21 protein-coding genes are annotated in these 22754 nt (G+C 73.4%); 6 read left to right on the top strand and 15 right to left on the bottom strand.

Translation table 11 applies throughout. The features are described from left to right. Positions 1-46: 46 nt before the first annotated feature. Positions 47-607 (bottom strand): flavin reductase family protein, encoded by a 561-nt coding sequence (locus EDC50_RS13510; RefSeq protein ID WP_123771016.1) that lies wholly within the window; start codon positions 605-607, stop codon positions 47-49. A 133-nt stretch (positions 608-740) separates the two neighbouring features. Next, positions 741-2036: a phosphoribosylamine--glycine ligase gene (gene purD, locus EDC50_RS13505; protein WP_123771015.1), complete on the bottom strand. Its 1296-nt coding sequence runs from the start codon at positions 2034-2036 to the stop codon at positions 741-743. A gap of 383 nt (positions 2037-2419) precedes the next feature. Here purD and EDC50_RS13500 point away from each other — a divergent pair, with 383 nt between their 5' ends. Then, the gene (locus EDC50_RS13500; protein WP_123771014.1) at positions 2420-3868 is read left to right on the top strand and encodes an alanine/glycine:cation symporter family protein; all 1449 of its coding nucleotides are present in this window, start codon (positions 2420-2422) and stop codon (positions 3866-3868) included. Between the two features lie 73 nt (positions 3869-3941). Here the strand turns inward: EDC50_RS13500 and EDC50_RS13495 are convergent, their stop codons facing one another. The 5 genes from EDC50_RS13495 to prmA form a co-directional block, all read right to left on the bottom strand. After that, positions 3942-4445, bottom strand: coding sequence for a GNAT family N-acetyltransferase (locus EDC50_RS13495; protein WP_123771013.1), 504 nt, complete (start codon positions 4443-4445; stop codon positions 3942-3944). Positions 4446-4612: 167 nt separating this feature from the next. Then, positions 4613-6202: a bifunctional phosphoribosylaminoimidazolecarboxamide formyltransferase/IMP cyclohydrolase gene (gene purH / locus EDC50_RS13490; RefSeq protein WP_123771012.1), complete on the bottom strand. Its 1590-nt coding sequence runs from the start codon at positions 6200-6202 to the stop codon at positions 4613-4615. 67 nt (positions 6203-6269) lie between these two features. After that, positions 6270-6542 carry a DNA-binding transcriptional regulator Fis gene (gene fis / locus EDC50_RS13485; protein ID WP_123771011.1) on the bottom strand — a complete coding sequence of 91 codons (273 nt, stop codon included), beginning with the start codon at positions 6540-6542 and terminating at the stop codon, positions 6270-6272. A gap of 101 nt (positions 6543-6643) precedes the next feature. Next, positions 6644-7105, bottom strand: coding sequence for a DUF3426 domain-containing protein (locus EDC50_RS16440; RefSeq protein ID WP_158635708.1), 462 nt, complete (start codon positions 7103-7105; stop codon positions 6644-6646). 288 nt (positions 7106-7393) lie between these two features. Beyond that, complete coding sequence (prmA, locus tag EDC50_RS13475) at positions 7394-8314, bottom strand: 50S ribosomal protein L11 methyltransferase (RefSeq protein ID WP_123771009.1); 921 nt, start codon at positions 8312-8314, stop codon at positions 7394-7396. 151 nt (positions 8315-8465) lie between these two features. Here prmA and EDC50_RS13470 point away from each other — a divergent pair, with 151 nt between their 5' ends. Continuing rightward, on the top strand, positions 8466-9416 hold the full coding sequence (locus tag EDC50_RS13470) for a hypothetical protein (protein ID WP_242003021.1): 951 nt from the start codon (positions 8466-8468) through the stop codon (positions 9414-9416). A gap of 11 nt (positions 9417-9427) precedes the next feature. Further along, complete coding sequence (locus EDC50_RS13465; RefSeq protein WP_123771008.1) at positions 9428-9844, top strand: hypothetical protein; 417 nt, start codon at positions 9428-9430, stop codon at positions 9842-9844. A 157-nt stretch (positions 9845-10001) separates the two neighbouring features. Here EDC50_RS13465 and accC read toward each other — a convergent pair whose 3' ends face one another. The 6 genes from accC to cutA form a co-directional block, all read right to left on the bottom strand. Next, positions 10002-11369, bottom strand: coding sequence for an acetyl-CoA carboxylase biotin carboxylase subunit (accC, locus tag EDC50_RS13460; protein ID WP_123771007.1), 1368 nt, complete (start codon positions 11367-11369; stop codon positions 10002-10004). A gap of 10 nt (positions 11370-11379) precedes the next feature. Then, a complete protein-coding gene (gene accB / locus EDC50_RS13455; RefSeq protein WP_123771006.1) occupies positions 11380-11862 on the bottom strand; it encodes an acetyl-CoA carboxylase biotin carboxyl carrier protein in 483 nt (160 codons plus the stop codon). A gap of 95 nt (positions 11863-11957) precedes the next feature. Next, positions 11958-12404 carry a type II 3-dehydroquinate dehydratase gene (gene aroQ, locus EDC50_RS13450; RefSeq protein ID WP_123771005.1) on the bottom strand — a complete coding sequence of 149 codons (447 nt, stop codon included), beginning with the start codon at positions 12402-12404 and terminating at the stop codon, positions 11958-11960. 120 nt (positions 12405-12524) lie between these two features. Further along, positions 12525-13124, bottom strand: coding sequence for a TlpA family protein disulfide reductase (locus tag EDC50_RS13445; protein WP_123771004.1), 600 nt, complete (start codon positions 13122-13124; stop codon positions 12525-12527). Positions 13125-13157: 33 nt separating this feature from the next. Continuing rightward, a complete protein-coding gene (locus tag EDC50_RS13440; protein ID WP_123771003.1) occupies positions 13158-15512 on the bottom strand; it encodes a protein-disulfide reductase DsbD family protein in 2355 nt (784 codons plus the stop codon). Continuing rightward, the gene (cutA, locus tag EDC50_RS13435; RefSeq protein ID WP_123771002.1) at positions 15505-15846 is read right to left on the bottom strand and encodes a divalent-cation tolerance protein CutA; all 342 of its coding nucleotides are present in this window, start codon (positions 15844-15846) and stop codon (positions 15505-15507) included. The genes EDC50_RS13440 and cutA overlap by 8 nt, the downstream gene beginning before the upstream one ends. 110 nt (positions 15847-15956) lie before the next feature. Here cutA and EDC50_RS13430 point away from each other — a divergent pair, with 110 nt between their 5' ends. Then, the gene (locus tag EDC50_RS13430; protein WP_123771001.1) at positions 15957-16376 is read left to right on the top strand and encodes a hypothetical protein; all 420 of its coding nucleotides are present in this window, start codon (positions 15957-15959) and stop codon (positions 16374-16376) included. A gap of 81 nt (positions 16377-16457) precedes the next feature. Here EDC50_RS13430 and EDC50_RS13425 read toward each other — a convergent pair whose 3' ends face one another. Next, positions 16458-16862, bottom strand: a complete 405-nt coding sequence (locus EDC50_RS13425) for a helix-turn-helix transcriptional regulator (protein WP_123771000.1) — start codon at positions 16860-16862, stop codon at positions 16458-16460. Between the two features lie 554 nt (positions 16863-17416). Here EDC50_RS13425 and groES point away from each other — a divergent pair. Further along, positions 17417-17704: a co-chaperone GroES gene (gene groES / locus EDC50_RS13420; protein WP_123770999.1), complete on the top strand. Its 288-nt coding sequence runs from the start codon at positions 17417-17419 to the stop codon at positions 17702-17704. 139 nt (positions 17705-17843) lie between these two features. After that, a complete protein-coding gene (gene groL, locus EDC50_RS13415) occupies positions 17844-19478 on the top strand; it encodes a chaperonin GroEL (protein ID WP_123770998.1) in 1635 nt (544 codons plus the stop codon). Between the two features lie 167 nt (positions 19479-19645). Here groL and EDC50_RS13410 read toward each other — a convergent pair whose 3' ends face one another. Continuing rightward, positions 19646-22561: an SEL1-like repeat protein gene (locus EDC50_RS13410; protein WP_158635745.1), complete on the bottom strand. Its 2916-nt coding sequence runs from the start codon at positions 22559-22561 to the stop codon at positions 19646-19648. Between the last annotated feature and the right edge of the window lie 193 nt (positions 22562-22754).

Genomic DNA, 22754 nt, shown 5'->3' with positions numbered 1-22754 from the left:
TCGGCCGGGCTTCGCCGCGTGCGCGCCGGATCGCGCGCCGCGACGCCTAGAGGTTCTGCTGCAGAAACCAGCGTTTTCGGCTGATGTGCGGCCCGGCCACCATGAACTCGCCGTCGCCCCGGTAGTGCAGGGTCCTCGGCCGCTTCGGCGTCGGGGCGACGTGGGCCTTGACCACTTCCCAGACGAACAAGCCCAGGCGCTCCACCAGGCTGTCGTCGGCCAGCTTGCATTCGAAGCTGGCCACGCATTCGTCGATCAGCGGTGCGCCGACGTGGGTGGCTTTGCGCGGCGTCAGGCCGAAGCGCTCGAACTTGTCCACGCCGTCGGCGGCGCTGGTGTTGCCGATGCCCACCACGGTGTCCACCATGTCCGCCGTCGGCAGGTTGATCACGCACTCGCGGCTGTTGCGGATCAGGCAGTGGCTGCGATTGCCGCTCCAGATGTAGCAGGCGAGCCGGGCGGGGACGAAGTCGAGCATCATGTGCCACCCCATGACCATGATGTTGCGCTCGTTCTCCCAGGACGAGGTCACCAGCACGACCGGGCCGGGTTCGAGATAGCGGCGGATGCCGTCGAGCGGGAAGTCGGACTTGCGGTGCTTCTTCATGGCGTGTCTCCGGCGGTGCGATCGACGGCGGCCAGGGGCCAGGATCGGCGTGTCGCGGATGGGCGCGGAAGAGGCGGGCACGAGCAGGCCTGGCGTGGTGCGCTGTGCCCCCGTCGCGGCGGCCGGACCGCGATCACGCGGGTCGGGTCTTCTCCCGCTCCACCGCCCGCCAGCCGATGTCGTGGCGGTGGAACTCGCCGTGCCAGGAGATGCCGGCGACGGCCTGGTAGGCGCGGCGCTGGGCGTCGGCGACGGTGTCGCCGAGGGCGCACACGCACAGCACGCGGCCGCCGGCGGTGACCACGTGGCCGCCTTCGAGCTTGGTGCCGGCGTGGAAGACCTTCACGCCGTCCGGCTCGGGCACGTCCCAGCTGCCGATCACGTCGCCCTGGCGCGGCGTGCCGGGGTAGCCTTCGGCGGCCATCACCACGCCCAGCGACGGGCGCGGGTCCCACTGCGCCTGCGCCTCGTGCAGGCGGCCGTCGATCGCGGCTTCGACCAGGTCGACCAGATCGGACTGCAGGCGCAGCATCACCGGTTGCGTCTCCGGGTCGCCGAAGCGCACGTTGAACTCGATCACCTTCGGCGCGCCGGTCCTGTCGATCATCAGCCCGGCGTAGAGGAAACCGGTGAACGGCAGCCCGTCCTGCGCCATGCCGCGCACCGTGGGCTCGACCACCTCGCGCATGATCCGCGCGTGCACTTCGGGCGTGACCACCGGCGCGGGCGAATACGCGCCCATGCCGCCGGTGTTGGGGCCGGTGTCGCCGTCGCCGACGCGCTTGTGGTCCTGGCTGGTGGCCATCGGCAGCGCGGTCCTGCCGTCGACCATCGAGATGAAGCTGGCCTCCTCGCCTTCGAGGAATTCCTCGATCACCACGCGCGCGCCGGCGGCGCCGAAGGCGTACTCGGACAGCATGTCGGTGATCGCGGCCTCGGCCTCGGCCAGGCTCATGGCGACGATCACGCCCTTGCCCGCGGCCAGGCCGTCGGCCTTGATCACGATGGGCGCGCCTTTGGCCTGCACGTACTCGAGCGCGGCCTCGGCTTCGGTGAACACCGCGTAGTGCGCGGTGGGGATGCCGTGGCGGGCGAGGAAGTCCTTGGCGAAGGCCTTGCTGCCTTCCAGCTGCGCGGCGCCGGAAGTGGGGCCGAAGATGCGCAGGCCGTGGGCGCGGAAACGGTCGACCACGCCGGCGACCAGCGGCCCTTCCGGGCCGACCACGGTCAGCGCCACGCCTTCGCGGTCGGCGAGGTCGATCAGGCCCTCGATGTCGCCGGCCGCGACCGGCACGTTGCGGCACTTGGGCTCGGTGGCGGTGCCGGCGTTGCCGGGCGCGACCAGCACTTCCCCGACCCTGGGCGACTGCGCCAGCTTCCAGGCCAGGGCGTGCTCGCGGCCGCCGGAACCGATGACGAGGACCTTCATGCCTGCTCCTGCCTGACGACGTGGGAGCGGGGATTTTACGGGAGGGCGGGAAAGCTGGCGTGCCGGGGCGCGGACCGTCCGCTCGCGCGCGCCCGGCGCGGCGTCATGGGCCGGGGCGCCGCCCCACCATGGCCCGCGAAGGCGCGAATCCGGCGGCTTTCGCTTTCGTCGGCGGGGATGGCACGGGCGCGGCGAGGCAAAGGCTGGATTCCCGCGTTCGCGGCAATGGCGGTGGCGCGCACGGGAACGACGGCGAAGCGCGGAACGCCGGTGTGGCGCGCGCGGTGCCGTCGCCGCGTGCGCCGGGGCGGTCGCGAGCGGCAGGCGGAAGTCCGCGGCGCGGCTGCTACCATCGCCCGCTCCGCCAAGAGCAACGCACGTCGATGGAAGTCCTGCTGCAGTGGATCGAAGCCCTGGTCGCGCCGGTGATCGGCCTGATCAACCGCGCGCTGTGGGACTACGTGCTGGTGTACGGCCTGCTCGCGGTGGGGCTGTACTTCACCGTGCGCCTGCGCTTCCTGCAGCTGCGCCGCTTCCCGCACATGCTGCACGTGGTCGGCCGCGGCACCGGCGGCGACAGCGCCGGCATCTCGCCGTTCCAGGCGCTGTGCACCTCGCTGGCCTCGCGCGTGGGCACCGGCAACCTCGCCGGCGTGGCGATCGCGCTGAGCGTGGGCGGGCCGGGCGCGCTGTTCTGGATGTGGTGCACGGCGGTGCTCGGCATGGCCACCGCGTACGCGGAGAGCGCGCTGGCGCAGCTGTACAAGGTGCGCGACGACCGCGGCCAGTACCGCGGCGGGCCGTCGTACTACATGAGCCGCGGGCTGAAGCGGCCGTGGATGGGCGCCGCCTTCGCCTGGTGCCTGCTGCTCACCTACGGCTTGGTGTTCAGCAGCGTGCACGCGAACGCGATGGCGCAGTCGCTACGCGGCGCGTTCGGCTTCAGCCAGGCGCAGATCGCGGCCGGCCTGGTGCTGCTGACCGCGGCGATCATCTTCGGCGGCCTGCGCGCGGTGGCGCGTTTCGCCGAATGGGTGGTGCCGTTCATGTCGCTGGGTTACCTCGGCCTGGCCGCGTGGGTGGTGCTGACGCACCTGCCGGAGGTGCCCGAGGTGCTGGCGCTGGTGCTGCGCGGCGCGTTCGGCCTGGATGCGGCGGCGGGCGGGCTGCTCGGCGCGCTCGCGGTGGCGATGCTGCAGGGCGTGAAGCGCGGGCTGTATTCGAACGAGGCCGGCATGGGCAGCGCGCCGAACGTGGCCGCGGCGGCGACGCCGGTGCCGCACCATCCCTCGAGCCAGGGCCTGGTGCAGTCGTTGGGCGTGTTCATCGACACGCTGCTGATCTGCAGCGCCACCGGCTTCGTGATCCTGCTGTCCGGCGCGCTCGGCCAGGGCGGCGACGGCGTGCAGATCACCCAGAACGCGATGGCGGCGTTCTTCGGCGGCGCCGGCACCTACTTCGTCGCGATCGCGCTGTTCTTCTTCGCCTTCACCACCATCATCGGCAACTACTCCTACGCCGAGAGCAACCTGCTGTACCTGGGCGGCGGCGCGAAGTCGCTGCTGCTGCTGCGCGTGGCCGCGCTGGCGGTGATCGTCTGGGGCGTGTACTCGAAGGTGCAGCTGGTGTGGGACGCGGCCGACGCGGCGATGGCGCTGATGGCCTCGATCAACCTGGTCGCGCTGGTGATGCTGTCGGGCGTGGTGGTGAAGCTGACCCGCGACTACGACCGCCAGCTCGACCAGGGCAAGGCGCCGGCCTTCCACATCGCGGACTACCCGGAACTGGGCGAGGGCGTGGACCGGGAGATCTGGCGCGAGCCAAGCCGCTAGTCGCGCGTTGAGCGCGTTGGCGGCGCTGCCGCGCCGCGGTTGCGGGCGCGGCGGTGTCCCCGCGAAGCAGGGTTCAGCCCGCCGCCGCGAACGCCGCGTGGTAGCGCGCCTCGCCCTGCGGCAGCATCGCGTGCTCGTCCAGCGGCAGGGCCATGAAGTACTCGCTCGGCACGCCCGGGTAGCGCAGGCCCGGGCGCACGGCGAAGCCGAAGCGGCCGTAGTAGCCGGGATCGCCGAGCACCACGCAGCCGGCCGCGCGCAGCCGCTCCAGTTCGACCAGGCCGGCGCGCACCAGCGCGCCGCCGACGCCGTGGCCCTGGTCCGCCGGCGCCACCGCCAGCGGGCCGAGGCCGTACCAGCCGGCGGCGTCGCCGATCGCGACCGGCGAGAACGCCACGTGGCCGGCGACGCGCCCGTCGATGTCCGCCACCAGCGACAGCGTCAGCGCGCCCGCCGCGCGCAGCGCACGGACGATGCGGCGCTCCACCTCGCCGTGGCCGGGCGCGCCGGCGAACGCGGCGGCGAGGACCGCGTCGATCGCGGCATGGTCGGCTTCGGTTTCGGTGCGGATCCACATCGTCGACTCCTTGCGCTCTTCCTCGTGCCGGCAGTCTGCGCCGGCGGCGGTCGTGGCGCGGTCAGTGGGTAGCCCGCCGGCGCCATGCGCCCGGCCCGCGTTCCTGCGGACGCGCAGCGACGACGAGGGTGTCGCGATCCCGCAGGATCGGCGCTGCGCGCCGCCGGTCAATGGCGGAAGTGGCGCACGCCGGTGAACACCATCGCGATGCCGTGCTCGTCCGCGGCGGCGATCACCTCGGCGTCGCGCATCGAGCCGCCGGGCTGGATCACCGCCTTGATGCCGGCCTGCGCGGCGGCGTCGATGCCGTCGCGGAACGGGAAGAAGGCATCGCTCGCCATCACCGAGCCGGGCACCGCGAGACCCGCTTCCTCGGCCTTCAGCGCGGCGATCTTCGCCGACACCACGCGGCTCATCTGCCCGGCGCCGACGCCGATGGTGCGCCCGTCCCTGGCGTAGACGATGGCGTTGGACTTGACGAACTTGGCCACGCGCCAGGCGAACAGCAGGTCGTCGAGCTGGGCGTCGGTGGGGGCGAGCCTGGTCACCACCTTCAGCTCGTCGCGCGTGACCACGCGGTCGTCGGCGGTCTGCATCAGCAGGCCGGAGCCGACGCGCTTGGTGTCGATGAAGCCTTTCGACGGCGGCGCCAGCGGAATGCGCAGCACGCGCACGTTGGCCTTCTTGCGGGCGGCTTCGAGCGCGCCCTCGTCGTAGTCCGGCGCGATCAGCACCTCGACGAACTGGCGCTCGAGGATGGCCTTGGCGGTGGCGGCGTCGAGCCGGGTGTTGAAGGCGATGATGCCGCCGAAGGCCGAGGTCGGGTCGGTGGCGTAGGCCAGTTCGTACGCATCGCCGCAGGCGGCGCCGATGGCGACGCCGCAGGGATTGGCGTGCTTGACGATCACGCAGGCCGGCCGGTCGAACTGGCGCACGCATTCCCAGGCCGCGTCGCTGTCGGCGATGTTGTTGTAGCTCAGCTCCTTGCCCTGCAGCTGCGCGAACGTGGCCAGCGAGCCGGGCGCGGGATGCAGGTCGCGGTAGAACGCGGCCTGCTGGTGCGGGTTCTCGCCGTAGCGCAGGTCCATGACCTTGACGAAGCTGCCGTTGGCCTGCGCGGAGAACGGCGCGCGCGTGCCGTCGTCCTGCAGCGACGACAGGTAGTTGCTGATGCTGGCGTCGTACTGGGCGACGCGGTTGAACGCCGCCACCGACAGGGCGAAGCGCGTCTTCGCGGAGAGCGCGCCGCCGTTCGCCCGCAATTCCTCGACGAGGCCGGCGTACTGCGCCGGATCGGTGGCCACCGCGACGCGGGCGAAGTTCTTGGCCGCGCTGCGCAGCATCGCCGGGCCGCCGATGTCGATGTTCTCGACGATGTCCTCCAGCGTGCTGTCCGGGTCCGCCGAGACCTGCTCGAACGGATACAGGTTCAGCACCAGCAGGTCGATCGGCGCGATGCCGTGCTGCGCCATCACCGCGTCGTCGACGCCGGCGCGGCCGAGCAGCCCGCCGTGCACGAGCGGATGCAGGGTCTTGACCCGGCCGTCCATCATCTCGGGAAAGCCGGTGAGTTCGCTCACGTCCTTCACCGCCAGGCCGGCGTCGCGCAGCGCCTTGGCGGTGCCGCCGGTGGAGACCAGCTCGACGCCGTGCGCAGCCAGCGCGCGCGCCAGTTCGACCAGGCCGGTCTTGTCGGAAACGGAGAGCAGGGCGCGGCGGATCGGCACCGGGGCGCCGGAGAACGGATTGGACGGCATGCGCGGAGAGGGCGGGCGGGAGAGGCGCGGATTATAGCCGCCGGGCTGCGCGGGCCGGGCCGCACGTTCAGCCCAGGCCGTACTCGCGCAGTTTCTTGCGCAGCGTCGCGCGGTGGATGCCGAGCATCGCCGCGGCGCGGCTCTGGTTGCCGTCGCAGTGCTGCAGCACTTCGACGAAGAGCGGGATTTCCAGCTCGCGCAGCGCGACCTCGTAGAGGTTTTCGGCGTCGCAGCCGTTGAGGTCGCCGAGGTAGCGCCGGATCGAGGCCGCGACGTGTTCGCGCAGCGGGACGCGAGGCGCGGCACGAGGATCGTTGCGGTCGGAGGCGGCGGCGTTCAAGTCGGTTCCCGGGCGAGTGCGCCGTCGGCGGCGACGGCGGGCCGACGGGAGGGCGAGTCTAGCGCGCGTCCGTCGCGGAGGACAACGCGATGGCGCACCGTTCAGCGGAAGTCGAAGGTGAACGCGACGATCCGCGGCGCAGGCTCGGCGACGTCGAACGCGACCGCCGCGCTCTGCCCCGGCGCGAGCAGGTCGCCCGGGCGATGGCCGCGGCGGTACTCGTGCGGGGCGAACGCGCGCATGCCGACCAGGCGGCCGTCGACGTCGGACAGGCTCAGCACCAGCGTCGGCCAGGGCTGCGGCCAGCGCGCGTCGTTGCGGAAGCTGGCGCGCACGGCGAGCGCGCCGGGGCGGTCGGCGCGCGGCTGCACGCTGCGCTCGAGCATCGCGAACGCATCGGGTTCCCGCCACGGCGGCAGGCTGCAGCGCAGCAGCGTGCACAGCGCGCCCAGCGCCGGCCGCCAGCGCGCGTCGGCGGCGAGCTCGTGGCGTTGCGCGAGCAGCGCCTGCAGCACCAGCGCGACGAGCAGCAGCGCGACCGCCAGATGCCAGCGCCACGACATGCGTGCGTTCGCGGCGGTCGCTGCGGGAATGCGCACGAAGCTCGGCGTCGGGCGCGGCGCGGGACGATTCGGCCGCGGGACGGAGGGCGCGAGCGCGGCGGGCGGACCGGCGCCGTCGCGCGCGGCCGTGGGTGCCGCCGTCTCCGTCGCCGCCGACATCGCCGGCGCGCCGCAGCGCGGGCAATCCGCGCCGGCCGCATCGTGCGCGGGGTCGGAGGCGGGCGCGTGGCCGCAGTGCGGGCAGGTGGCGGACATGGGCTTATTCAAGCATGCCGGCCGCGCCCCGGTTCAGCGCCGGCGCACGCCGGTGACGAGCATCCAGTCCTCATGGCGCTCGCTGCGCAGTTCGTCGAACGCGGCGGCGTAGCGTCCGATCACTTCGTCCTCCTGGCCGGCGAGGATGCCCGACATCGCCAGCCGCCCGCCCGGCGCGACCCGTGCGCCCAGCACGTCGGCGAGCTGCACCAGCGCCGAGGCGAGGATGTTGGCGACCACCACCGGATAGGTCGCCGCCGGTTCGTCCTGCGGCAGGTAGGCGTCGAGCCGTTCGCCCAGGCCGTTGCGCCCGGCGTTGTCGCGGGTGGCGAGCAGCGCCTGCGGATCGTTGTCGACGCCGACCGCATGCGCGGCGCCGAGCTTGAGCGCGGCCAGCGCGAGGATGCCCGAGCCGCAGCCGAAGTCGAGCACGCGCGCGCCCTGCAGCGTGCCTTCGCCGGCGAGCCGGTCCAGCCACTGCAGGCACAGCGCGGTGGTCGGATGGGTGCCGGAGCCGAATGCGAGGCCGGGGTCGAGCCGCACCACCGCCGCGTCGGCCGCTTCGGCCTCCGCAGGCAGGTCGCGGTTCCACGGCACGATCCAGGTGCGCGCGCCGAAGCGCAGCGGTTCGTACTGGTCCATCCAGGCGCGTTCCCAGTCCTGGTCGGCGACCTCGCGGAACTCGGCCTGCGACCAGTCCAGGCCCGCATCGGCCGCGCCGAGCGCGTGCAGCAGCAGCGTGGGCGGGGTCCCGGCGGGGAACAACGCGGTCAGGCGCAGCTCGCGCCACAGCGGGGTCTCGCCGACCCCGGGCTCGAAGATCGCCTGCTCGTCGGGCGCGTCGGCATGGGCGTCGGCCAGGGTCACGGCGAGCGCGCCGACGTCCTCCAGCGCGCGCTCGTAACGCGGCTGCTGGGCTTCGCTGCAGGGCAGGGTGAGTTCGAGAAAGGGCATCGGCGGGGTGGACGGCGGGGAGCGCGTAGGGTGACCGGGCGGCGGCGCCGGGTAAAGCCGGCCGCGGCACCCGGGCGGCGCTTGCATTAGCATAGGCCGCTCGGCGCCCGGCGCCGGTCCTTCCTCCGCAGCGGCGGCCTCGTCATCCCACATGCGCGCGCGTATCTCCGGCAAACCGCTTCTCGCCGTCGCCGCCGTGGCGGGGCTGGCCCTGCTGGCGGCGCCGTGGGCGACGCAGCGGATGCGCGAGTTGCCGGTCGTGTTCGCCGCGGAAGCGCCGGCGGACAGCGCGGACGCGCCGGCCAGCGGCGCCATCGCTCCGACCCCGTCCGCCGCCGCGGCGGCACGCACGCCGGCGGCGCCCTCCACGGCGCCGCGCGCGCAGTCCGACCTGCGCCGCGAGTTCGAGGACACGCCGGACCTGTACGCCTACGCGCAGCGCCTGCAGCCGGCCGCGCGCAACGGCGACCCGGAAGCGCTGTGGCTGATCAGCCGGGTGTACGACTACTGCTCGCCGTACGCGCTGGCGCCGACCGCCTACGCCCGCGACACCCGCCTGATCGGCGAGATGAAGCTGCGCGGCTCGGAATCGATGGTCGCCGCCCGGGACAGGGTGAGCCGCCGCTGTGCGCGTTTCCTCCCCGAGGACGACCTGTCGCCGCAGGCGATCTGGGTGGTGCGGGAGAAGGCGGCCGAAGCGGGCAGCCTGGCCGCGGAGGCGGCGCTGCTGGCGGCGGACCGGCCGTTGGCGCAGGGGCCGGAGTACCGCGCGGACCTGGTGGATCGGGTCCGGCGCTCGCAGGACGCGGAGGCGTACGCGGCGCTGTCGCCGGCGATGGGGGTCGCCGCCGCGGGCGAGCCGATGCTGGCCGACAAGGTCGCCGGCACCCAGTTCGCCGAGCTCGCCTGGCAGCTGGCGGCGTGCAGGCTGGGGCTGGACTGCGGGCCGGACGGCGCGCTGATGACCAACTACTGCGCCAACGGCGGGATCTGCTCGCAGGACCCGCAACAGGATTTCCCGAGCTTCGTCTACGACGCTGCGATTCCGCGACAGGGGGCGGAAGTGGTCAACGAGATGGTCGACTCGCTGGTGAGCGAGTAGAAGGTGCCGACATGAAAGAATCGCGCTTCTTGCACAAGGTCAAGTTCTACTTCTGGGCGCTGCTGTTCGCCTGCTACTCGGTCGCCGCGGCCGGGGTGATGATCGACGTGCTGGAGAACGGCGATTACGCGCATCTGTCGCAGGTGGCGGTGACCACGGTCGAGTCCTCGCCCGAGGTGCGCATGAGCAGCGCGGCGCAGATCGCCGCGGTGTTCCGCGCGCAGAGCGGCGCGCCGTTCTCGACCCTGCCGCCGGGCAGCACGTTCAAGGTGGTGTGGCCGGACGGCTCCAGCGAATACGTCACCGTGGTCAACCCGGCCGCGAGCGACGGCGTCGAGCCGATCCCCGGCAGCCAGCGCACCGCCGAGCAGAACCGCGCCGAGGCGGCGGCGAAGGCGGCCGAAGCGGCCCTCTCGGCGCAGCGCTGAACCCGCCGCGCGAGGCGGGAAAGGAACGGACGCATGCCGCGGCGGCGCCTCGGGCCGCCGCGGAGGCGGGCGATACGGCGGCCCCGGCCGTTCCACGAAAAACGGCCCGGGTTCGGCGAACCCGGGCCGTCGCGTTCCCAGGCCAGGCGCGTACCGATCAGACGATCGACAGCGCCTTTTCCTTCTGTTCCTTCAGCCGCTTCTCGAGGTAGTGGATGTTCATCCCGCCCTGCTGGAAGCCGGCGTCGGACATGATCCGCTGCTGCAGCGGGATGTTGGTCTTGATCCCGTCGACGACCATCTCCGACAAGGCCACGCGCATCCGCGCGACCGCGATCTCGCGGGTGGGGCCGTGCACGATCAGCTTGCCGATCATCGAGTCGTAGTTCGGCGGCACGCGGTAGCCCTCGTAGATGTGGCTGTCGACGCGCACGCCCGGGCCGCCCGGCGCGTGGAAGTGCTGGATCAGGCCGGGACAGGGCATGAACGTGTCCGGGTCCTCGGCGTTGATGCGGCACTCGATCGCGTGGCCGTTGAGGACGACGTCCTCCTGGCGGAGGCGCAGCTTCTCGCCGGCGGCGATGCGCAGCTGCTCGGTGACCAGGTCGATGCCGGTGATCATCTCGGTCACCGGGTGCTCGACCTGGATGCGGGTGTTCATCTCGATGAAGTAGAAGCGGCCGTTCTCGTACAGGAACTCGAACGTGCCGGCGCCGCGGTAGCCGATGCGGATGCAGGCCTCGACGCAGACGCGGCCGATCTCCGCGCGCTGCTCCGGGGTGAGGCCCGGGGCGGGCGCTTCCTCGACCACCTTCTGGTGGCGGCGCTGCATCGAGCAATCGCGCTCGCCCAGGTGGATGGCGTTGCCCTGGCCGTCGGCCAGCACCTGGATCTCGACGTGGCGCGGGTTCTCGAGGAACTTCTCCATGTACACCATGTCGTTGCCGAACGCGGCCTTGGCCTCGGACCGGGTGGTCTGGATCGCGGCGTTGAGGTGGGCCTCGGTGTGGACCACGCGCATGCCGCGGCCGCCGCCGCCGCCGGCGGCCTTGATGATCACCGGGTAGCCGATCTCGCGCGCCAGCTTGATGTTGGTCGCCGCGTCCTCGCCGAGCGGGCCGCCGCTGCCGGGCACGCAGGGCACGCCCGCGGCCTTCATCGCCCGGATCGCCTCGACCTTGTCGCCCATCAGGCGGATCGTGTCCGGCCGCGGGCCGATGAAGACGAAGCCGGACTGCTCCACGCGCTCGGCGAAGTCGGCGTTCTCGGACAGGAAGCCGTAGCCGGGATGGATGGCCTGCGCGTCGGTGACTTCCGCCGCGGCGATGATCGAGGCCATGTTGAGGTAGCTCTCGCTCGACGGCGCCGGGCCGATGCAGACCGACTCGTCGGCCATGGCGACGTGCTTGAGGTTGCGGTCGACGGTGGAGTGCACCGCGACCGTGCGGATGCCGAGGGCGTGGCACGCGCGCAGGATGCGCAGCGCGATTTCGCCCCGGTTGGCGATTACGACCTTGTCCAGCATGCGCGGCGCCTCAGCCGATCACGAACAGCGGCTGGTCGAATTCGACCGGCTGGCCGTTTTCCACCAGCACCTTGAGCACGGTGCCGGAGACGTCGGCCTCGATCGGGTTGAACATCTTCATCGCCTCGATGATGCCCAGCGTGTCGCCGGCCTTCACCGCCTGGCCGGCGGCGACGTACGGCGGCTTGTCCGGCGCCGGGCTGGCGTAGAAGGTGCCGACCATCGGCGCGCGGACGATGTGGCCCTCGGGCAGCCCGGCCTCGGCGGCGGGCTTGGCCGGGCCGCCCGTCGCGGCCTCGGTCGGGCCCTGCATCGGCATCGGCGCGGCCGCGGCGGGCGCCGCGGCGACGGGCGCGGCCGGCGCGCCGGCCACCACCACGCCGCGCGGCGTGCGGGCCAGGCGGACCGACTCCTCGCCCTCCTTGATCTCGATTTCGGCGAGATTGGATTCCTCGAGCAGGTCGATCAGTTTCTTGATTTTGCGCAGGTCCATGAGCGGGCCTCTTGCGGATGAAGGGAAAAAGCGGCCGTCGGCGCGGCGCCCGCGGCCGGCCCAGGCCGGCGCAGCGGATCCGCCGCGGCGGCGGATCAGGAAGGGGGCGCCAGGCGCCGCAGCGCGGCGTCGAGGGCGTAGCGGTAGCTGTCGGCACCGAAGCCGCAGACCACCCCGGTCGCCAGGTCGCTGAAGTAGCTGGTGTGGCGGAAGGGCTCGCGGCGGTGCGGGTTGGACAGGTGCACCTCGATGAACGGGATCGCCACCGCGGCGAGTGCGTCGCGGATCGCCACGCTGGTGTGGGTGAACGCGGCCGGGTTGATCAGGATGAAGCCGGTGCCGTCCCCGCGCGCGGCCTGGATGCGCTCGACCAGCACGTGCTCGGCGTTGCTCTGCAGGCTGGCGTAGGCGTGGCCGGCGGCCTCGGTGCGGGCGCGCAGGTCGGCGTCGATCTCGGCCAGGGTGGTGCGGCCGTAGACCTCCGGCTCGCGGGTGCCGAGCAGATTGAGGTTGGGGCCATGCAGGGCCAGCAGCTGCGCCATACGCTCGCGCGGGACGGATTCGAAGGCCGGCAGTGTGCGCGATGGCCGGGCGGCTGTCCAGAAGTTCGCCGCCATATCGCCGAAATTGGCGCGTTTTAATCAGGCGTTTGAGTGTCCGCTCTAATCTTCGCGGACCCAGGCCTCGATCTCGCCGTGGCGGAACGGGCCGATCCGGCGCTTTTGCAGGCGACCGTCCGCGGACACCAGCACCGTGTAGGGCAGCACGCCGCCGCGGTTGCCCAGGCGCACGCTGCTGTCGCGCGGGCCGGCGGCGTCGAGCAGGACCGGGTAGCGCACCGGCACGCGCGCGAGGAAGGCCCGCACCGCGTCCGCGTCGTCCAGGGCGATGCCGACCACTTGCGTGCCGTTGGCGCCCTGCGCGGCGGCGTAGCGGTCCAGTTCCGGCATCTCTTCGACGCAGGGCGCGCACCAGCTGGCCCAGAAGTTGATCAGCAGCGGCCGGCCGGCGTAGTCGCCCGGAATCGTGGCGCCGCCGCCGTCGAGCGCGGACAGGCGCAGGGCCGGCAGCGGTTCGCCGGGACGGGCGATCGGCAGGTCCGCCGGCGCCGGCGGCGCCTGCGCCTCCAGTGCGCGTTGCAGCGCCTGCTGGCCGGGCTCGCTGCGCCACAGCCCGCCGCCGTCGAACCACAGCCCGGCGGCGACGCCGAGCACCGCGGCGGCCAGCGCCGCGAGCACGATCCGGCCGGGGCCGGGCGTCATCGCGCCATCCTCATCGCGCGCCTCCCGGCACCGTCATTGCGCCGCTTCCGCCAACGCCTGGCGCGCGGTGTCCAGGGTCAGCACCAGCGGCAGCACCCGGCCTTCGCCGCCACCGCGCGGGAACACCACGTACAGCGGCACGCCGACCGCCTTGTAGCGCTGCAGGAACGCGGTCAGGGTCGGGTCGACGTCGGTCCAGTCGCCGACCATGTACACCGCATTCGCCGCCTCCAGCGCTTCGCGGAAGCCGTCGCGGGCGAACACCGCCTTTTCGTTGGCTTTGCAGGTCACGCACCAGTCGGCGGTGACGTTGACGAACACCACGCGGCCGGCGGCGCGCAGGTCGGCCAGGCGCTGCTCGGAGTACGGCACCACCGGCAGCGCCTGCGCCGCCTCGGCCAGCGCCGGTGCCGCGCCGCGCGGCAGGCGCTGGATCGCCTGCAGCGGCCAGAGCAGGCCGAGCAAGGCCAGCGCCGCGGCCGCGCCGGCCCAGCGCCGGCCGCCGCGGAAGCGGGCCCAGGCCCATGCGGCGAACGCCAGCAGCACCGCCGCGAGCAGCCACAGGCCGATCGCGTCGGCGCCGCGCTGCCGCGCCAGCACCCAGGCCAGCCAGGCCGCGGTGAGGTAGAGCGGGAACGCGAGCAGCTGCTTGAGCGTCTCCATCCACGCCCCGGGCCGGGGCAGCCGGTGCGCCAGCGCCGGGACGAAGCCGATCAGCAGGAACGGCAGCGCCAGTCCCAGGCCGAGCGCCAGGAACACCGCCAGCGCGGTCGGCGCCGGCGCGGCGAACGCCCAGGCCAGCGCCGCGCCCATGAACGGCGCGGTACAGGGCGTGGCCACCACCACCGCCAGCACCCCGGTGAAGAAATCGCCGGCCGGCCCGGCGCGGGTGGCCAGGCCATGGCCGATGCCGGTCCAGCGGCCGCCGACGTGCCACAGCCCCGACAGGCTCAGGCCCAGGCCGAACATCACCAGCGCCAGCACCGCCACCACCAGCGGCTGCTGCAGCTGGAAGCCCCAGCCCAGCGCCAGCCCGGCCTGGCGCAGCGCCAGCGCGGTCGCCCCCAGCGCGGCGAAGCTCAGCAGCACGCCCGCGGTGTACCAGAGCGCCTGCCGCCGCGCGCGCGCCGGGTCCTGGCCGTTGCCGGCCAGCGACAGCGCCTTCAGCGACAGCACCGGCAGCACGCAGGGCATCAGGTTGAGGATCAGGCCGCCGAGCAGCGCCAGCAGCAGGGCGGAGGGCAGGCCCAAGGCCGCGCCGCGCGCAGCGGGGGGCGTCTCGGCGCGGGCGGCCGCGGCGGGCGCACTCGCCGCGGAGTCGCGGTCCGCCGAGGCGGGCGGCACGGCCTCGATGCCACCGGCTGCGGCGGGGGACGCCGCGCCCGCGTCCGGCGAGGGGCCGGGGGGAGGGGCCGCATCGGCAGCACGGCCGGGGCCGGCGGCCGCCGCGGCCGGGGCCACGGTGCCTGCGGGCACCTCGACCGCCACCGTCCGCGTCATCGGCGGGTAGCACACGCCGTCGGTCTGGCAGCCCTGGAAGGTCGCGCGCAGCTGCAGCGTCGCGGCGTCGGCGCGGCTGCGCCGCAGCGGCACCGGCACCTCGACCTCGTCGAAGTACACCACCACGTCGCCGAAATGCTCGTCGCGGTACGCGCGGCCCGGCGGCCATTGCGGCGCGCCCGGCGCGATCCCGGCCGCGCCGTCCAGGCGCAGCGAGGTGCGGTCGCGGTACAGGTAGTAGCCGCGCGCCGGGGTGAAGCGCAGCAGCAGGGTGTCGCCGTCGCGGGCGATGGCCTCGAAGCCGAACGCCTGCTCCGGTGGCAACGGCAAGGCCTCCGCGCCGCCGCCGGCGCCGAGCAGCCCGCCGCCAAGGCCTGCACCGCGGCCCGCACCGAACGGCACCGGCGCCGCGGCGGCCGCGGCCTGCGGCAGGCTCACCGCGACGGTGCGGGTCTGCGGCGGATAGCAGACGCCGGCGTCGGCGCAACCCTGGTACCGGATCTTGAGCGTGGTGCGGGCGGCGCGCGCCTGGCCGGGCAGCACCGCGACCAGCTCGCCGCGGTAGGTCTCCACGTCGCCGAAGAACTCGTCGCGGTAGGCCTTGCCGGCCGGCAGCTGCAGCGGTTGCGCGTCGAAGCCGGCGTCGGCCTGCACCGCGGTGCGGTGGCGGTACAGGTAGTAGCCGTCGGCGATCTGCCAGCGGATCTCGACCCGGTCCGGCGCGGTCGCCTCGGCGCTGAGGGCGAAGACCTGGTCCACCGGCGGCAGTTCGTCGGGGTCGAGCGCGGGCGCGGGCCCGGCGGCCAGCCCCGCCAGGGCGGCGGCGAGCAGGGCGAACAGGCGCCGCGCCGTCGCGGCGCGGGGGCAGGCGGGATTCGGCTCAGTCATCGGTCCGGGTCTGTGCGGCCACCCACTGCAGGTAGGCGGCCAGGCCGCCGGCGGCTTCGACCGCGATCGCTTCGGGCAGTTCGTAGGGATGCAGCTCGCGCAGGCGCGCGACCAGCGCGTCCTCGCGTTCGGCGGTGGTCTTGATCAGCAGCAGGACCTCGTCGGCGCGTTCCACCGCGCCTTGCCAGCGGTAGGTGGAGCGCAGCCCCGGCAGCACGCTGACGCAGGCGGCCAGGCGCTCCTCGACCAGGGCGCCCGCCAGCGCGTCGGCGCTGGCCGGGTCCGGGCAGGTGCTGAGCAGCAGCCGTACGGGTGGGGCGGGGGAGTCCGGCATAAGGGCCGGCAGTGTACCCGCCCGCCCCGGGCGCGGCGACCGCGACCGCCGCCGACCGATCGCGTAGTCTGGCGCCCACCGGGGCGCGCCGCCCCGCACCAGGAGACCCGATGCGGTGCCGAGTTCTATCTGTTGGTCTGCTGTTGCCGGCCTGGCTTGCCGCCGCGCCGGCGCTGGCCGGCGTGGAGGTGCGGGCCTGCCGGCAGGATGACGGCGCGGCCCGGAAGATCGTCGGCGAGCTCAGCTGCGGCAGCGCGGTGGACTGCCCGATCGGCCCGGACGGACTGAGCCTGCGCGCGGCCGACGGCGCCGGCGAGTGGCCGGTGAGCGATCCGGTGTTCGTCGACGAGACCGGCCGGCCGCTCGACGAGCCGCCGATGCGCGGGACCATCCGCGCGCTGTGGCGCGCGAGCCTGCCCGCGGCGGACGCGCCGGACCGGCTGCAGCTGTACTTCGAGGGCCGTCCGGTGGGCGCGCCGTTCGTTCCGGGCGAGGACTGCTCGGCGCTGCCGCGTCCGCGCGGCGGCTGAGCGCGGACGGCGATCCCGGAACGCAAGCGGACGCAGGCGCGGCGCGCGGCGGGAGTCGCGCCCTCCGCCACGATGGCGCGCTCAGCGCGCGGCCGGCGGCTTGCCGCGCGGCCGGCCGGTGCGCAACTCGGCCAATTGCTCGACCACCTCGACGATCGGCGCCTTGGCCCGCGCCGGCGCCTCGCGGAACGCCGCCAGCAGGCGCCGCTCGAGCGGGTCCTCGACCAGCAGCGCGTCGGCGGCGGCGACCGAGTCCAGCTCGGTGTCGGGCGACAGGGTCATGCGACCGCGGCCGGTGGCCAGCCATTCGAACTGCACGCCGGTGGCCAGGGCGATCCCGCGCAGGTGCGCCACGCTCGGAAACTTGCCGCGCTGGGATTCCCAATGGCCCACCGCGCTGCGCTGCACGCCCACGGCGGCGCCGAGCGCGGCCTGCGACAGGCCGGCATGGCGGCGGGCAAGGCGGATGCGTTCCTGTGGGGTCATGGCGGCTCCTGCGGGCAGGCTACCGGAAGTCTACAGGTGAACGATATACGCAGGAACTGGTGTCCTGCCGGTAGCGCGCCGGCGGCCTTCATTCGAGGCCGGGCAACGAGTTGCGGAAATGACCGGGGGCCTGGGATACCGCGGGTCGCGTAGGCCGCCCCGCCCGGCCGCTGGCGGGTTGCCGGGCCGCGCGACAACATCCCCCATCGCCGGCAGGGACGTATTGGGCTGCGACAGGGGCGTCGGTTCGGGGACAGGCGCAAGGCAGCGCACGCGAGGATCGCCAACTCCGCACCAAAAGAGCGCGTTCCACGGGACGCGCTCTTTCTTTGTCCGGTCCGTTCGCGCGGCCTCCTGCTGGCCGAACGCGCCCCGCCGCGCCGCCGGCCATCGCGCGCCTCCGCCCACCCCTTGAAAGCGCATCGCGGCGCCCCATGTCTGCGCCATCCCGGCATGCCGGGTGTTTTTGCGCCACGGCGTTGGCACTCGCCTGGCGCGATTGCTAAAATTCCTCAGTTTTTCCAACCAGTTCAACCACTTGCGAGGTTGTTGTCATGAATATCAAGCCGCTCTACGACCGCGTGGTCATCAAGCGCATGGAAGAAGAGAAGGTGTCCGCCGGCGGCATCGTGATCCCCGACACGGCCGCCGAGAAGCCGATCAAGGGCGAGGTCGTCGCGGTCGGCGAAGGCAAGGTGCTCGACAACGGCAGCATCCGCGCGCCCAAGGTCAAGTCCGGCGACAAGGTGCTGTTCGGCAAGTACAGCGGAACCGAGGTCAAGCTCGACGGCACCGAATACCTGGTGGTGAAGGAAGACGACATCTTCGCGGTCCTCGGCTGATCGCGGACCGGGATCCGGGTGGGCCGGTCGGGATCCGCGGAGGCGCGCCGCGCCGACGATCCCCGCATCCCCCGAGTCCCGTCGTTCTCCGAGCCTTCACGAATCACGAATCCAAACCACGAATCCTGGAGTTAGATCCATGGCTGCCAAAGAAATCCGCTTCGGTGAAGACGCGCGCGTCAAGATGGTGCGCGGCGTCAACATCCTCGCCAACGCCGTCAAGGCGACCCTCGGCCCGAAGGGCCGCAACGTCGTGCTCGAGAAGAGCTTCGGCGCCCCGACCATCACCAAGGACGGCGTGTCCGTCGCCAAGGAGATCGAACTGTCCGACAAGTTCGAGAACATGGGCGCGCAGATGGTGAAGGAGGTCGCCTCGAAGACCTCGGACAACGCCGGCGACGGCACCACCACCGCGACCGTGCTGGCCCAGGCGCTGATCCGCGAGGGCATGAAGGCGGTCGCCGCCGGCATGAACCCGATGGACCTCAAGCGCGGCATCGACAAGGCGGTCACCGCCGCCGTCGAGGAGCTGAAGAAGATCAGCAAGCCGTCGTCGACCTCGAAGGAGATCGCCCAGGTCGGCGCGATCTCGGCCAACTCCGACGCCAACATCGGCGAACTGATCGCCAAGGCGATGGACAAGGTCGGCAAGGAAGGCGTGATCACCGTCGAGGACGGTTCGGGCCTGGAGAACGAGCTCGACGTCGTCGAGGGCATGCAGTTCGACCGCGGCTACCTGTCGCCGTACTTCATCAACAACCAGCAGTCGATGTCGGCCGAGCTCGAGGATCCGTTCATCCTCCTGCACGACAAGAAGATCTCCAACGTCCGCGACCTGCTGCCGATCCTCGAGGGCGTGGCCAAGGCCGGCAAGCCGCTGCTGATCGTCGCCGAGGAAGTCGAGGGCGAGGCGCTGGCGACCCTGGTGGTCAACACGATCCGCGGCATCGTCAAGGTGTGCGCGGTGAAGGCCCCGGGCTTCGGCGACCGCCGCAAGGCGATGCTGGAGGACATGGCGATCCTGACCGGCGGCACCGTGATCTCCGAGGAAGTCGGCCTGCAGCTGGAGAAGGCCACGATCAAGGATCTGGGCCGCGCCAAGAAGGTCGTGGTCTCGAAGGAGAACACCACCATCATCGACGGCGCCGGCGAGGCGTCGGCGATCGAGGGCCGCATCAAGCAGATCAAGGCGCAGATCGAGGAGACCACCTCGGACTACGACCGCGAGAAGCTGCAGGAGCGCGTGGCCAAGCTGGCCGGCGGCGTGGCGGTGATCAAGGTCGGCGCCGCGACCGAAGTCGAGATGAAGGAGAAGAAGGCCCGCGTCGAGGACGCGCTGCACGCCACCCGCGCCGCGGTCGAGGAAGGCATCGTCCCGGGCGGCGGCGTCGCGCTGATCCGCGCCAAGGCCGCGATCGAGGGCCTGAAGGGCGCCAACGAGGACCAGAACCACGGCATCCTGATCGCCCTGCGCGCGATGGAAGCGCCGCTGCGCGAGATCGTCAGCAACGCCGGCGAGGAGCCGTCGGTGATCGTCAACAAGGTCAAGGAAGGCAAGGGCAACTTCGGCTACAACGCCGCGACCGGCGAATTCGGCGACATGGTCGAGATGGGCATCCTGGACCCGACCAAGGTCACCCGCACCGCGCTGCAGAACGCGGCGTCGATCGCCGGCCTGATGATCACCACCGAGGCGATGGTCGCCGAGCTGCCGAAGAAGGAAGAGCCGGCCGCCGGCGCCGGCATGGGCGGCATGGGCGGCATGGACTTCTGATCCGGCCCCGCGCCCGACGCTGTACCGGAAGGCCCGCTTCGGCGGGCCTTCTCTTTTCCGGCGCCCGCGCCCGCCGCGGCACCGGCGAAGACGCGCGCCGCCGGGCGCCCGCCCGTCGAGCGGAGCCGCAAACCGGGGGCGTGCCGCCCGCCCGTTCCCGGGCGGACCTACCCGCCCGCGCCGGAGCGCCGGCGCCAGCGCGCCGCCGCGGCCGGATCGTGGCGGCCGCCGTCGGGGTCCTCGTACAAGGCGATCAGGCGGGCGATGCCGTCCTCGTCGCCCTGCTCGGCCAGGCGCAGGAAGCAACGTTCGGCCTCGGCGATATCGCGTGCGCCGTCGACGCGCTGCAGGCAGGCCTCGCCCAGCAGCAGGCGGGCATGGCCTCGCCACTCGTAGTCCTCGTCCCCGGCCAGCGGGCGCAACCAGGCCTTGGCTTCCCCCAGCAGGCGTTTGCGCGCCGCGGCATCGGCGCGCGCGGCCAGCGCGATCGCCACCCTGGCGCCGCGGTGCGCACCGCTCGGCACGCCGCCACGCGCGGCGAGGCGGTAGTGATGCAGCGCCTGCTCGAGGTCGACGGCGACGCCGCGGCCTTCTTCGTAGGCGTAGGCGACGCGCCAGTGCGCGTCCGGGTGGTTCATCACCGCGGCGCGGCGGAACAGCTCCAGCGCGCGGCCGAGGTCGACCGCGCCGCCGACGCCCTCGTCGTAGAGGTCGCCGAGTTCGACATGCGCCTGGCGGTGGTTGCGGTCGCGGTGGGCGAGCAGGTGCTCCAGCCAGGCGCGGGCGGCGGCCGGCTCGGCGCGCCCGCCTTCGCCGTCGCGCAGCATCCGCGCCAGGCGGAGCATCGCCTCGGGCACGCCGTCGGCGGCGACCTCGCGCGGCATCCAGTCCCGCGCCGGCCGCAGCAGGCGGCGCAGCAGGCCGCGCCCGGACTCGCGCGGCGGCGAGGCCAGGCCCGCGGCCAGGCCCATCCAGTAGCGCGCGGGCTCCGGTTCGCCACCGTCGGCGAAGTGCTCGGCCAGGCGCAGGGCGGCCTCGCGGTCGCCCCGCTCGTGGAAACGCTGCTCCCACCACTCGGGCTCGCTCATCGCCTGGCCGTCGCGCCACAAGCGCCAGCGGCCCCCGTAGGGGTCGCGGGCGTCGAGGTGCCCGCCGCGGCTCCAGGCTTCGCCGAGCAGGGCGGCGAGATCCTCCGGCGTCTCGGTGTCGGCCAGGTCGTCGATCGAAAGCCGCACGAAGTCGAGCGGATGCAGTTCGCTGCCGTCCTCGCGCAGCACGCCGATGCGCAGGGCGCCTTCGCGGTCGTCGCCGTAGCCGTCGATGCAGCGGCCGGCGATGTAGGCGACGGCGGCCGCGCCGCCGGCGTCGCGGTAGGCGAAGGCCTGCAGCAGGTCGTATTCGCAGGGCAGGGCCTCGGCCCGCCGGCGCAGATCCCAGGCGCCGTAGCGGGGCGGCTCGCCGCGCCGGCGGCGGGCCAGCAGGAGCAGGTGCGCGCCGGCGTCGGCATCGCCGCACCGCGCGGCGGCGAACGGCGCGATGCCGGCGTACTCGAACGGCACCACGACGCGCCCGTCCACGTCGACCACGCCGAGGGCGCGATCGCGCGCCAGCAGCAGCGGCGGCGCGGCGGCGGCGTCGGCCAGCGGTTCCAGCGTCCTGTAGCGCGGGGCGATCCGCTCGCGGCCGTCGCCGTCGAGCAGCCCCCAGCGGCCGTCGCGGCGGACGAGGACGCCGTGCCCGTCGAGCGGCTGCAGGCGTTCCCACGCCGGCGCGATCCAGACGCGGCCGTCGGCGCGCAGCCAGCCGCGCCGGCCGTCCAGTTCGATCTCGAACACCTCGCGCTCCTCGTCCCAGCCGAGCGCGTCGTACCGCGGCGGCAGCACCTCGCGGCCGTCGCGATCGACCAGGCCGACGCGGCCGCCGGCGGCCACCGGCGCCAGGCCGGACGGGGCGAACGCATCGATCCGTTCGTAGCGCGGCGCGAGCACCCACCGGCCCCACGGATCGAGCAGGCCCCAGCGTCCGCCGGCGCACGCGGGCAGGCGCTCGTGCTGCGCCGGCAACAGCGCATCCAGCGGGGGCTCGGTGGCGCCGGGCGCGATCCGCCAGGCGCCGTCGGCCTGCAGCAGGCCGATGCCGTCCGGATGCGCGGCGACGGCGAGCGGCGCGCCGCCGGCGTCGACGAAGTCGTCGATCCACTCGAATTCCGGCGCGCGTACCAGCGAAGGCCCGTTCGCCGCCGCCACCCGCATCAGGCCGACGCGGCCGCCGCGCTGCACCCGCAACAGGCCGGGCGCGTCGCCCGCCGGTTCGATGCCGTCCCACTCCGCGGCCGCCACGACGACCGGCTCGTCGCTGCCGGCGGCCCACCGGCGCAGGCCGCACCGGCCGCGCTCGCGGAAGACCTCCAGGCCATGCTCCAGTTCGAGGCGCTCGTCCGCGTGCGGATCGAACGCTTCGAACGCGACCTCGCGCGGCTCGTCCGCGTCGAAGTACGGATGATCCAGGCCGCCCAGGCCGAAGGTCCACGCCCAGGCCGACCAGTCGCCGAAGCCGCGGTTGCCGTCGGCGTGCAGCTCCAGGGCGGCATCGAAGCCGTCGGCGTCGCCGTGGCGCATGGCGTCCTGCAGGCGCTGCCACAGCGCATCGCAATCGGCGCGGCAACGCTCGACGAAGGCTCGCGGTTCCGGGTCGAGCCAGGCCAGCTCGTCCAGGTCGGCCGAGAAATGCAGCGCCGCCGCGTCGTCGCCGTCGGCGACGGCCGCGCACTCCTGCCGCAGGTAGGCCTCCAGCGCGCGCAGCTGCCCTGGCAGCGCCGGGTTGAGCGGCAGGCGCGGATGGCGTTCGACGAAGTCGCGGATCGCCGCGATCCTGTCCTTCGCGGGCGCGGCCGGCGCGACCAGGTTGGCGGTGCCGGCATCGCCGAACACGCGCTGGTGCGCGATCGGCGTGCCGGCTGCGCCGCCGGCGAGCAGCACCCGCCACAGCGTGGGCAGCACGTTGTTGGCCTCGGCGAAACTGCGGCCGCGGCCGTTCTCCGCCTCCTCGGCGGTGCACAGGTAGAGGTACGCGCGATTGCCCATCGCCGTCGTCCGTGGCAAAGCGGCGAAGGCTACCAGAGCCGCGCCCGAAATCGCGCGGCGCGATGCCGGAACGAGGCCGGGGCGGGCGGGCGAGCCCCGGGCGCCCGGTCGCGCCGCTACGACGAAGCGCCTTCGCGCCGGCCGCCCGCGCATCGCCCGACGCGGGTTCTTGCGCCTGGCCCAGGCCGGCGTG

This window comes from Vulcaniibacterium tengchongense, assembly GCF_003814555.1.
Taxonomy (GTDB): Bacteria; Pseudomonadota; Gammaproteobacteria; order Xanthomonadales; family Xanthomonadaceae; genus Vulcaniibacterium; species Vulcaniibacterium tengchongense.
This window is presented reverse-complemented; position numbering and strand designations above follow the sequence as displayed.

Coding starts and splice junctions, on each gene's coding strand:
- EDC50_RS13510 (WP_123771016.1), bottom strand. CDS start 607: ATGAAGAAGCACCGCAAGTCCGACTTCCCGCTCGACGGCATCCGCCGC.
- purD (WP_123771015.1), bottom strand. CDS start 2,036: ATGAAGGTCCTCGTCATCGGTTCCGGCGGCCGCGAGCACGCCCTGGCC.
- EDC50_RS13500 (WP_123771014.1), top strand. CDS start 2,420: ATGGAAGTCCTGCTGCAGTGGATCGAAGCCCTGGTCGCGCCGGTGATC.
- EDC50_RS13495 (WP_123771013.1), bottom strand. CDS start 4,445: ATGTGGATCCGCACCGAAACCGAAGCCGACCATGCCGCGATCGACGCG.
- purH (WP_123771012.1), bottom strand. CDS start 6,202: ATGCCGTCCAATCCGTTCTCCGGCGCCCCGGTGCCGATCCGCCGCGCC.
- EDC50_RS16440 (WP_158635708.1), bottom strand. CDS start 7,105: ATGTCGTGGCGCTGGCATCTGGCGGTCGCGCTGCTGCTCGTCGCGCTG.
- prmA (WP_123771009.1), bottom strand. CDS start 8,314: ATGCCCTTTCTCGAACTCACCCTGCCCTGCAGCGAAGCCCAGCAGCCG.
- EDC50_RS13470 (WP_242003021.1), top strand. CDS start 8,466: ATGCGCGCGCGTATCTCCGGCAAACCGCTTCTCGCCGTCGCCGCCGTG.
- EDC50_RS13465 (WP_123771008.1), top strand. CDS start 9,428: ATGAAAGAATCGCGCTTCTTGCACAAGGTCAAGTTCTACTTCTGGGCG.
- accC (WP_123771007.1), bottom strand. CDS start 11,369: ATGCTGGACAAGGTCGTAATCGCCAACCGGGGCGAAATCGCGCTGCGC.
- accB (WP_123771006.1), bottom strand. CDS start 11,862: ATGGACCTGCGCAAAATCAAGAAACTGATCGACCTGCTCGAGGAATCC.
- aroQ (WP_123771005.1), bottom strand. CDS start 12,404: ATGGCGCAGCTGCTGGCCCTGCATGGCCCCAACCTCAATCTGCTCGGC.
- EDC50_RS13445 (WP_123771004.1), bottom strand. CDS start 13,124: ATGACGCCCGGCCCCGGCCGGATCGTGCTCGCGGCGCTGGCCGCCGCG.
- EDC50_RS13440 (WP_123771003.1), bottom strand. CDS start 15,512: ATGACTGAGCCGAATCCCGCCTGCCCCCGCGCCGCGACGGCGCGGCGC.
- cutA (WP_123771002.1), bottom strand. CDS start 15,846: ATGCCGGACTCCCCCGCCCCACCCGTACGGCTGCTGCTCAGCACCTGC.
- EDC50_RS13430 (WP_123771001.1), top strand. CDS start 15,957: ATGCGGTGCCGAGTTCTATCTGTTGGTCTGCTGTTGCCGGCCTGGCTT.
- EDC50_RS13425 (WP_123771000.1), bottom strand. CDS start 16,862: ATGACCCCACAGGAACGCATCCGCCTTGCCCGCCGCCATGCCGGCCTG.
- groES (WP_123770999.1), top strand. CDS start 17,417: ATGAATATCAAGCCGCTCTACGACCGCGTGGTCATCAAGCGCATGGAA.
- groL (WP_123770998.1), top strand. CDS start 17,844: ATGGCTGCCAAAGAAATCCGCTTCGGTGAAGACGCGCGCGTCAAGATG.
- EDC50_RS13410 (WP_158635745.1), bottom strand. CDS start 22,561: ATGGGCAATCGCGCGTACCTCTACCTGTGCACCGCCGAGGAGGCGGAG.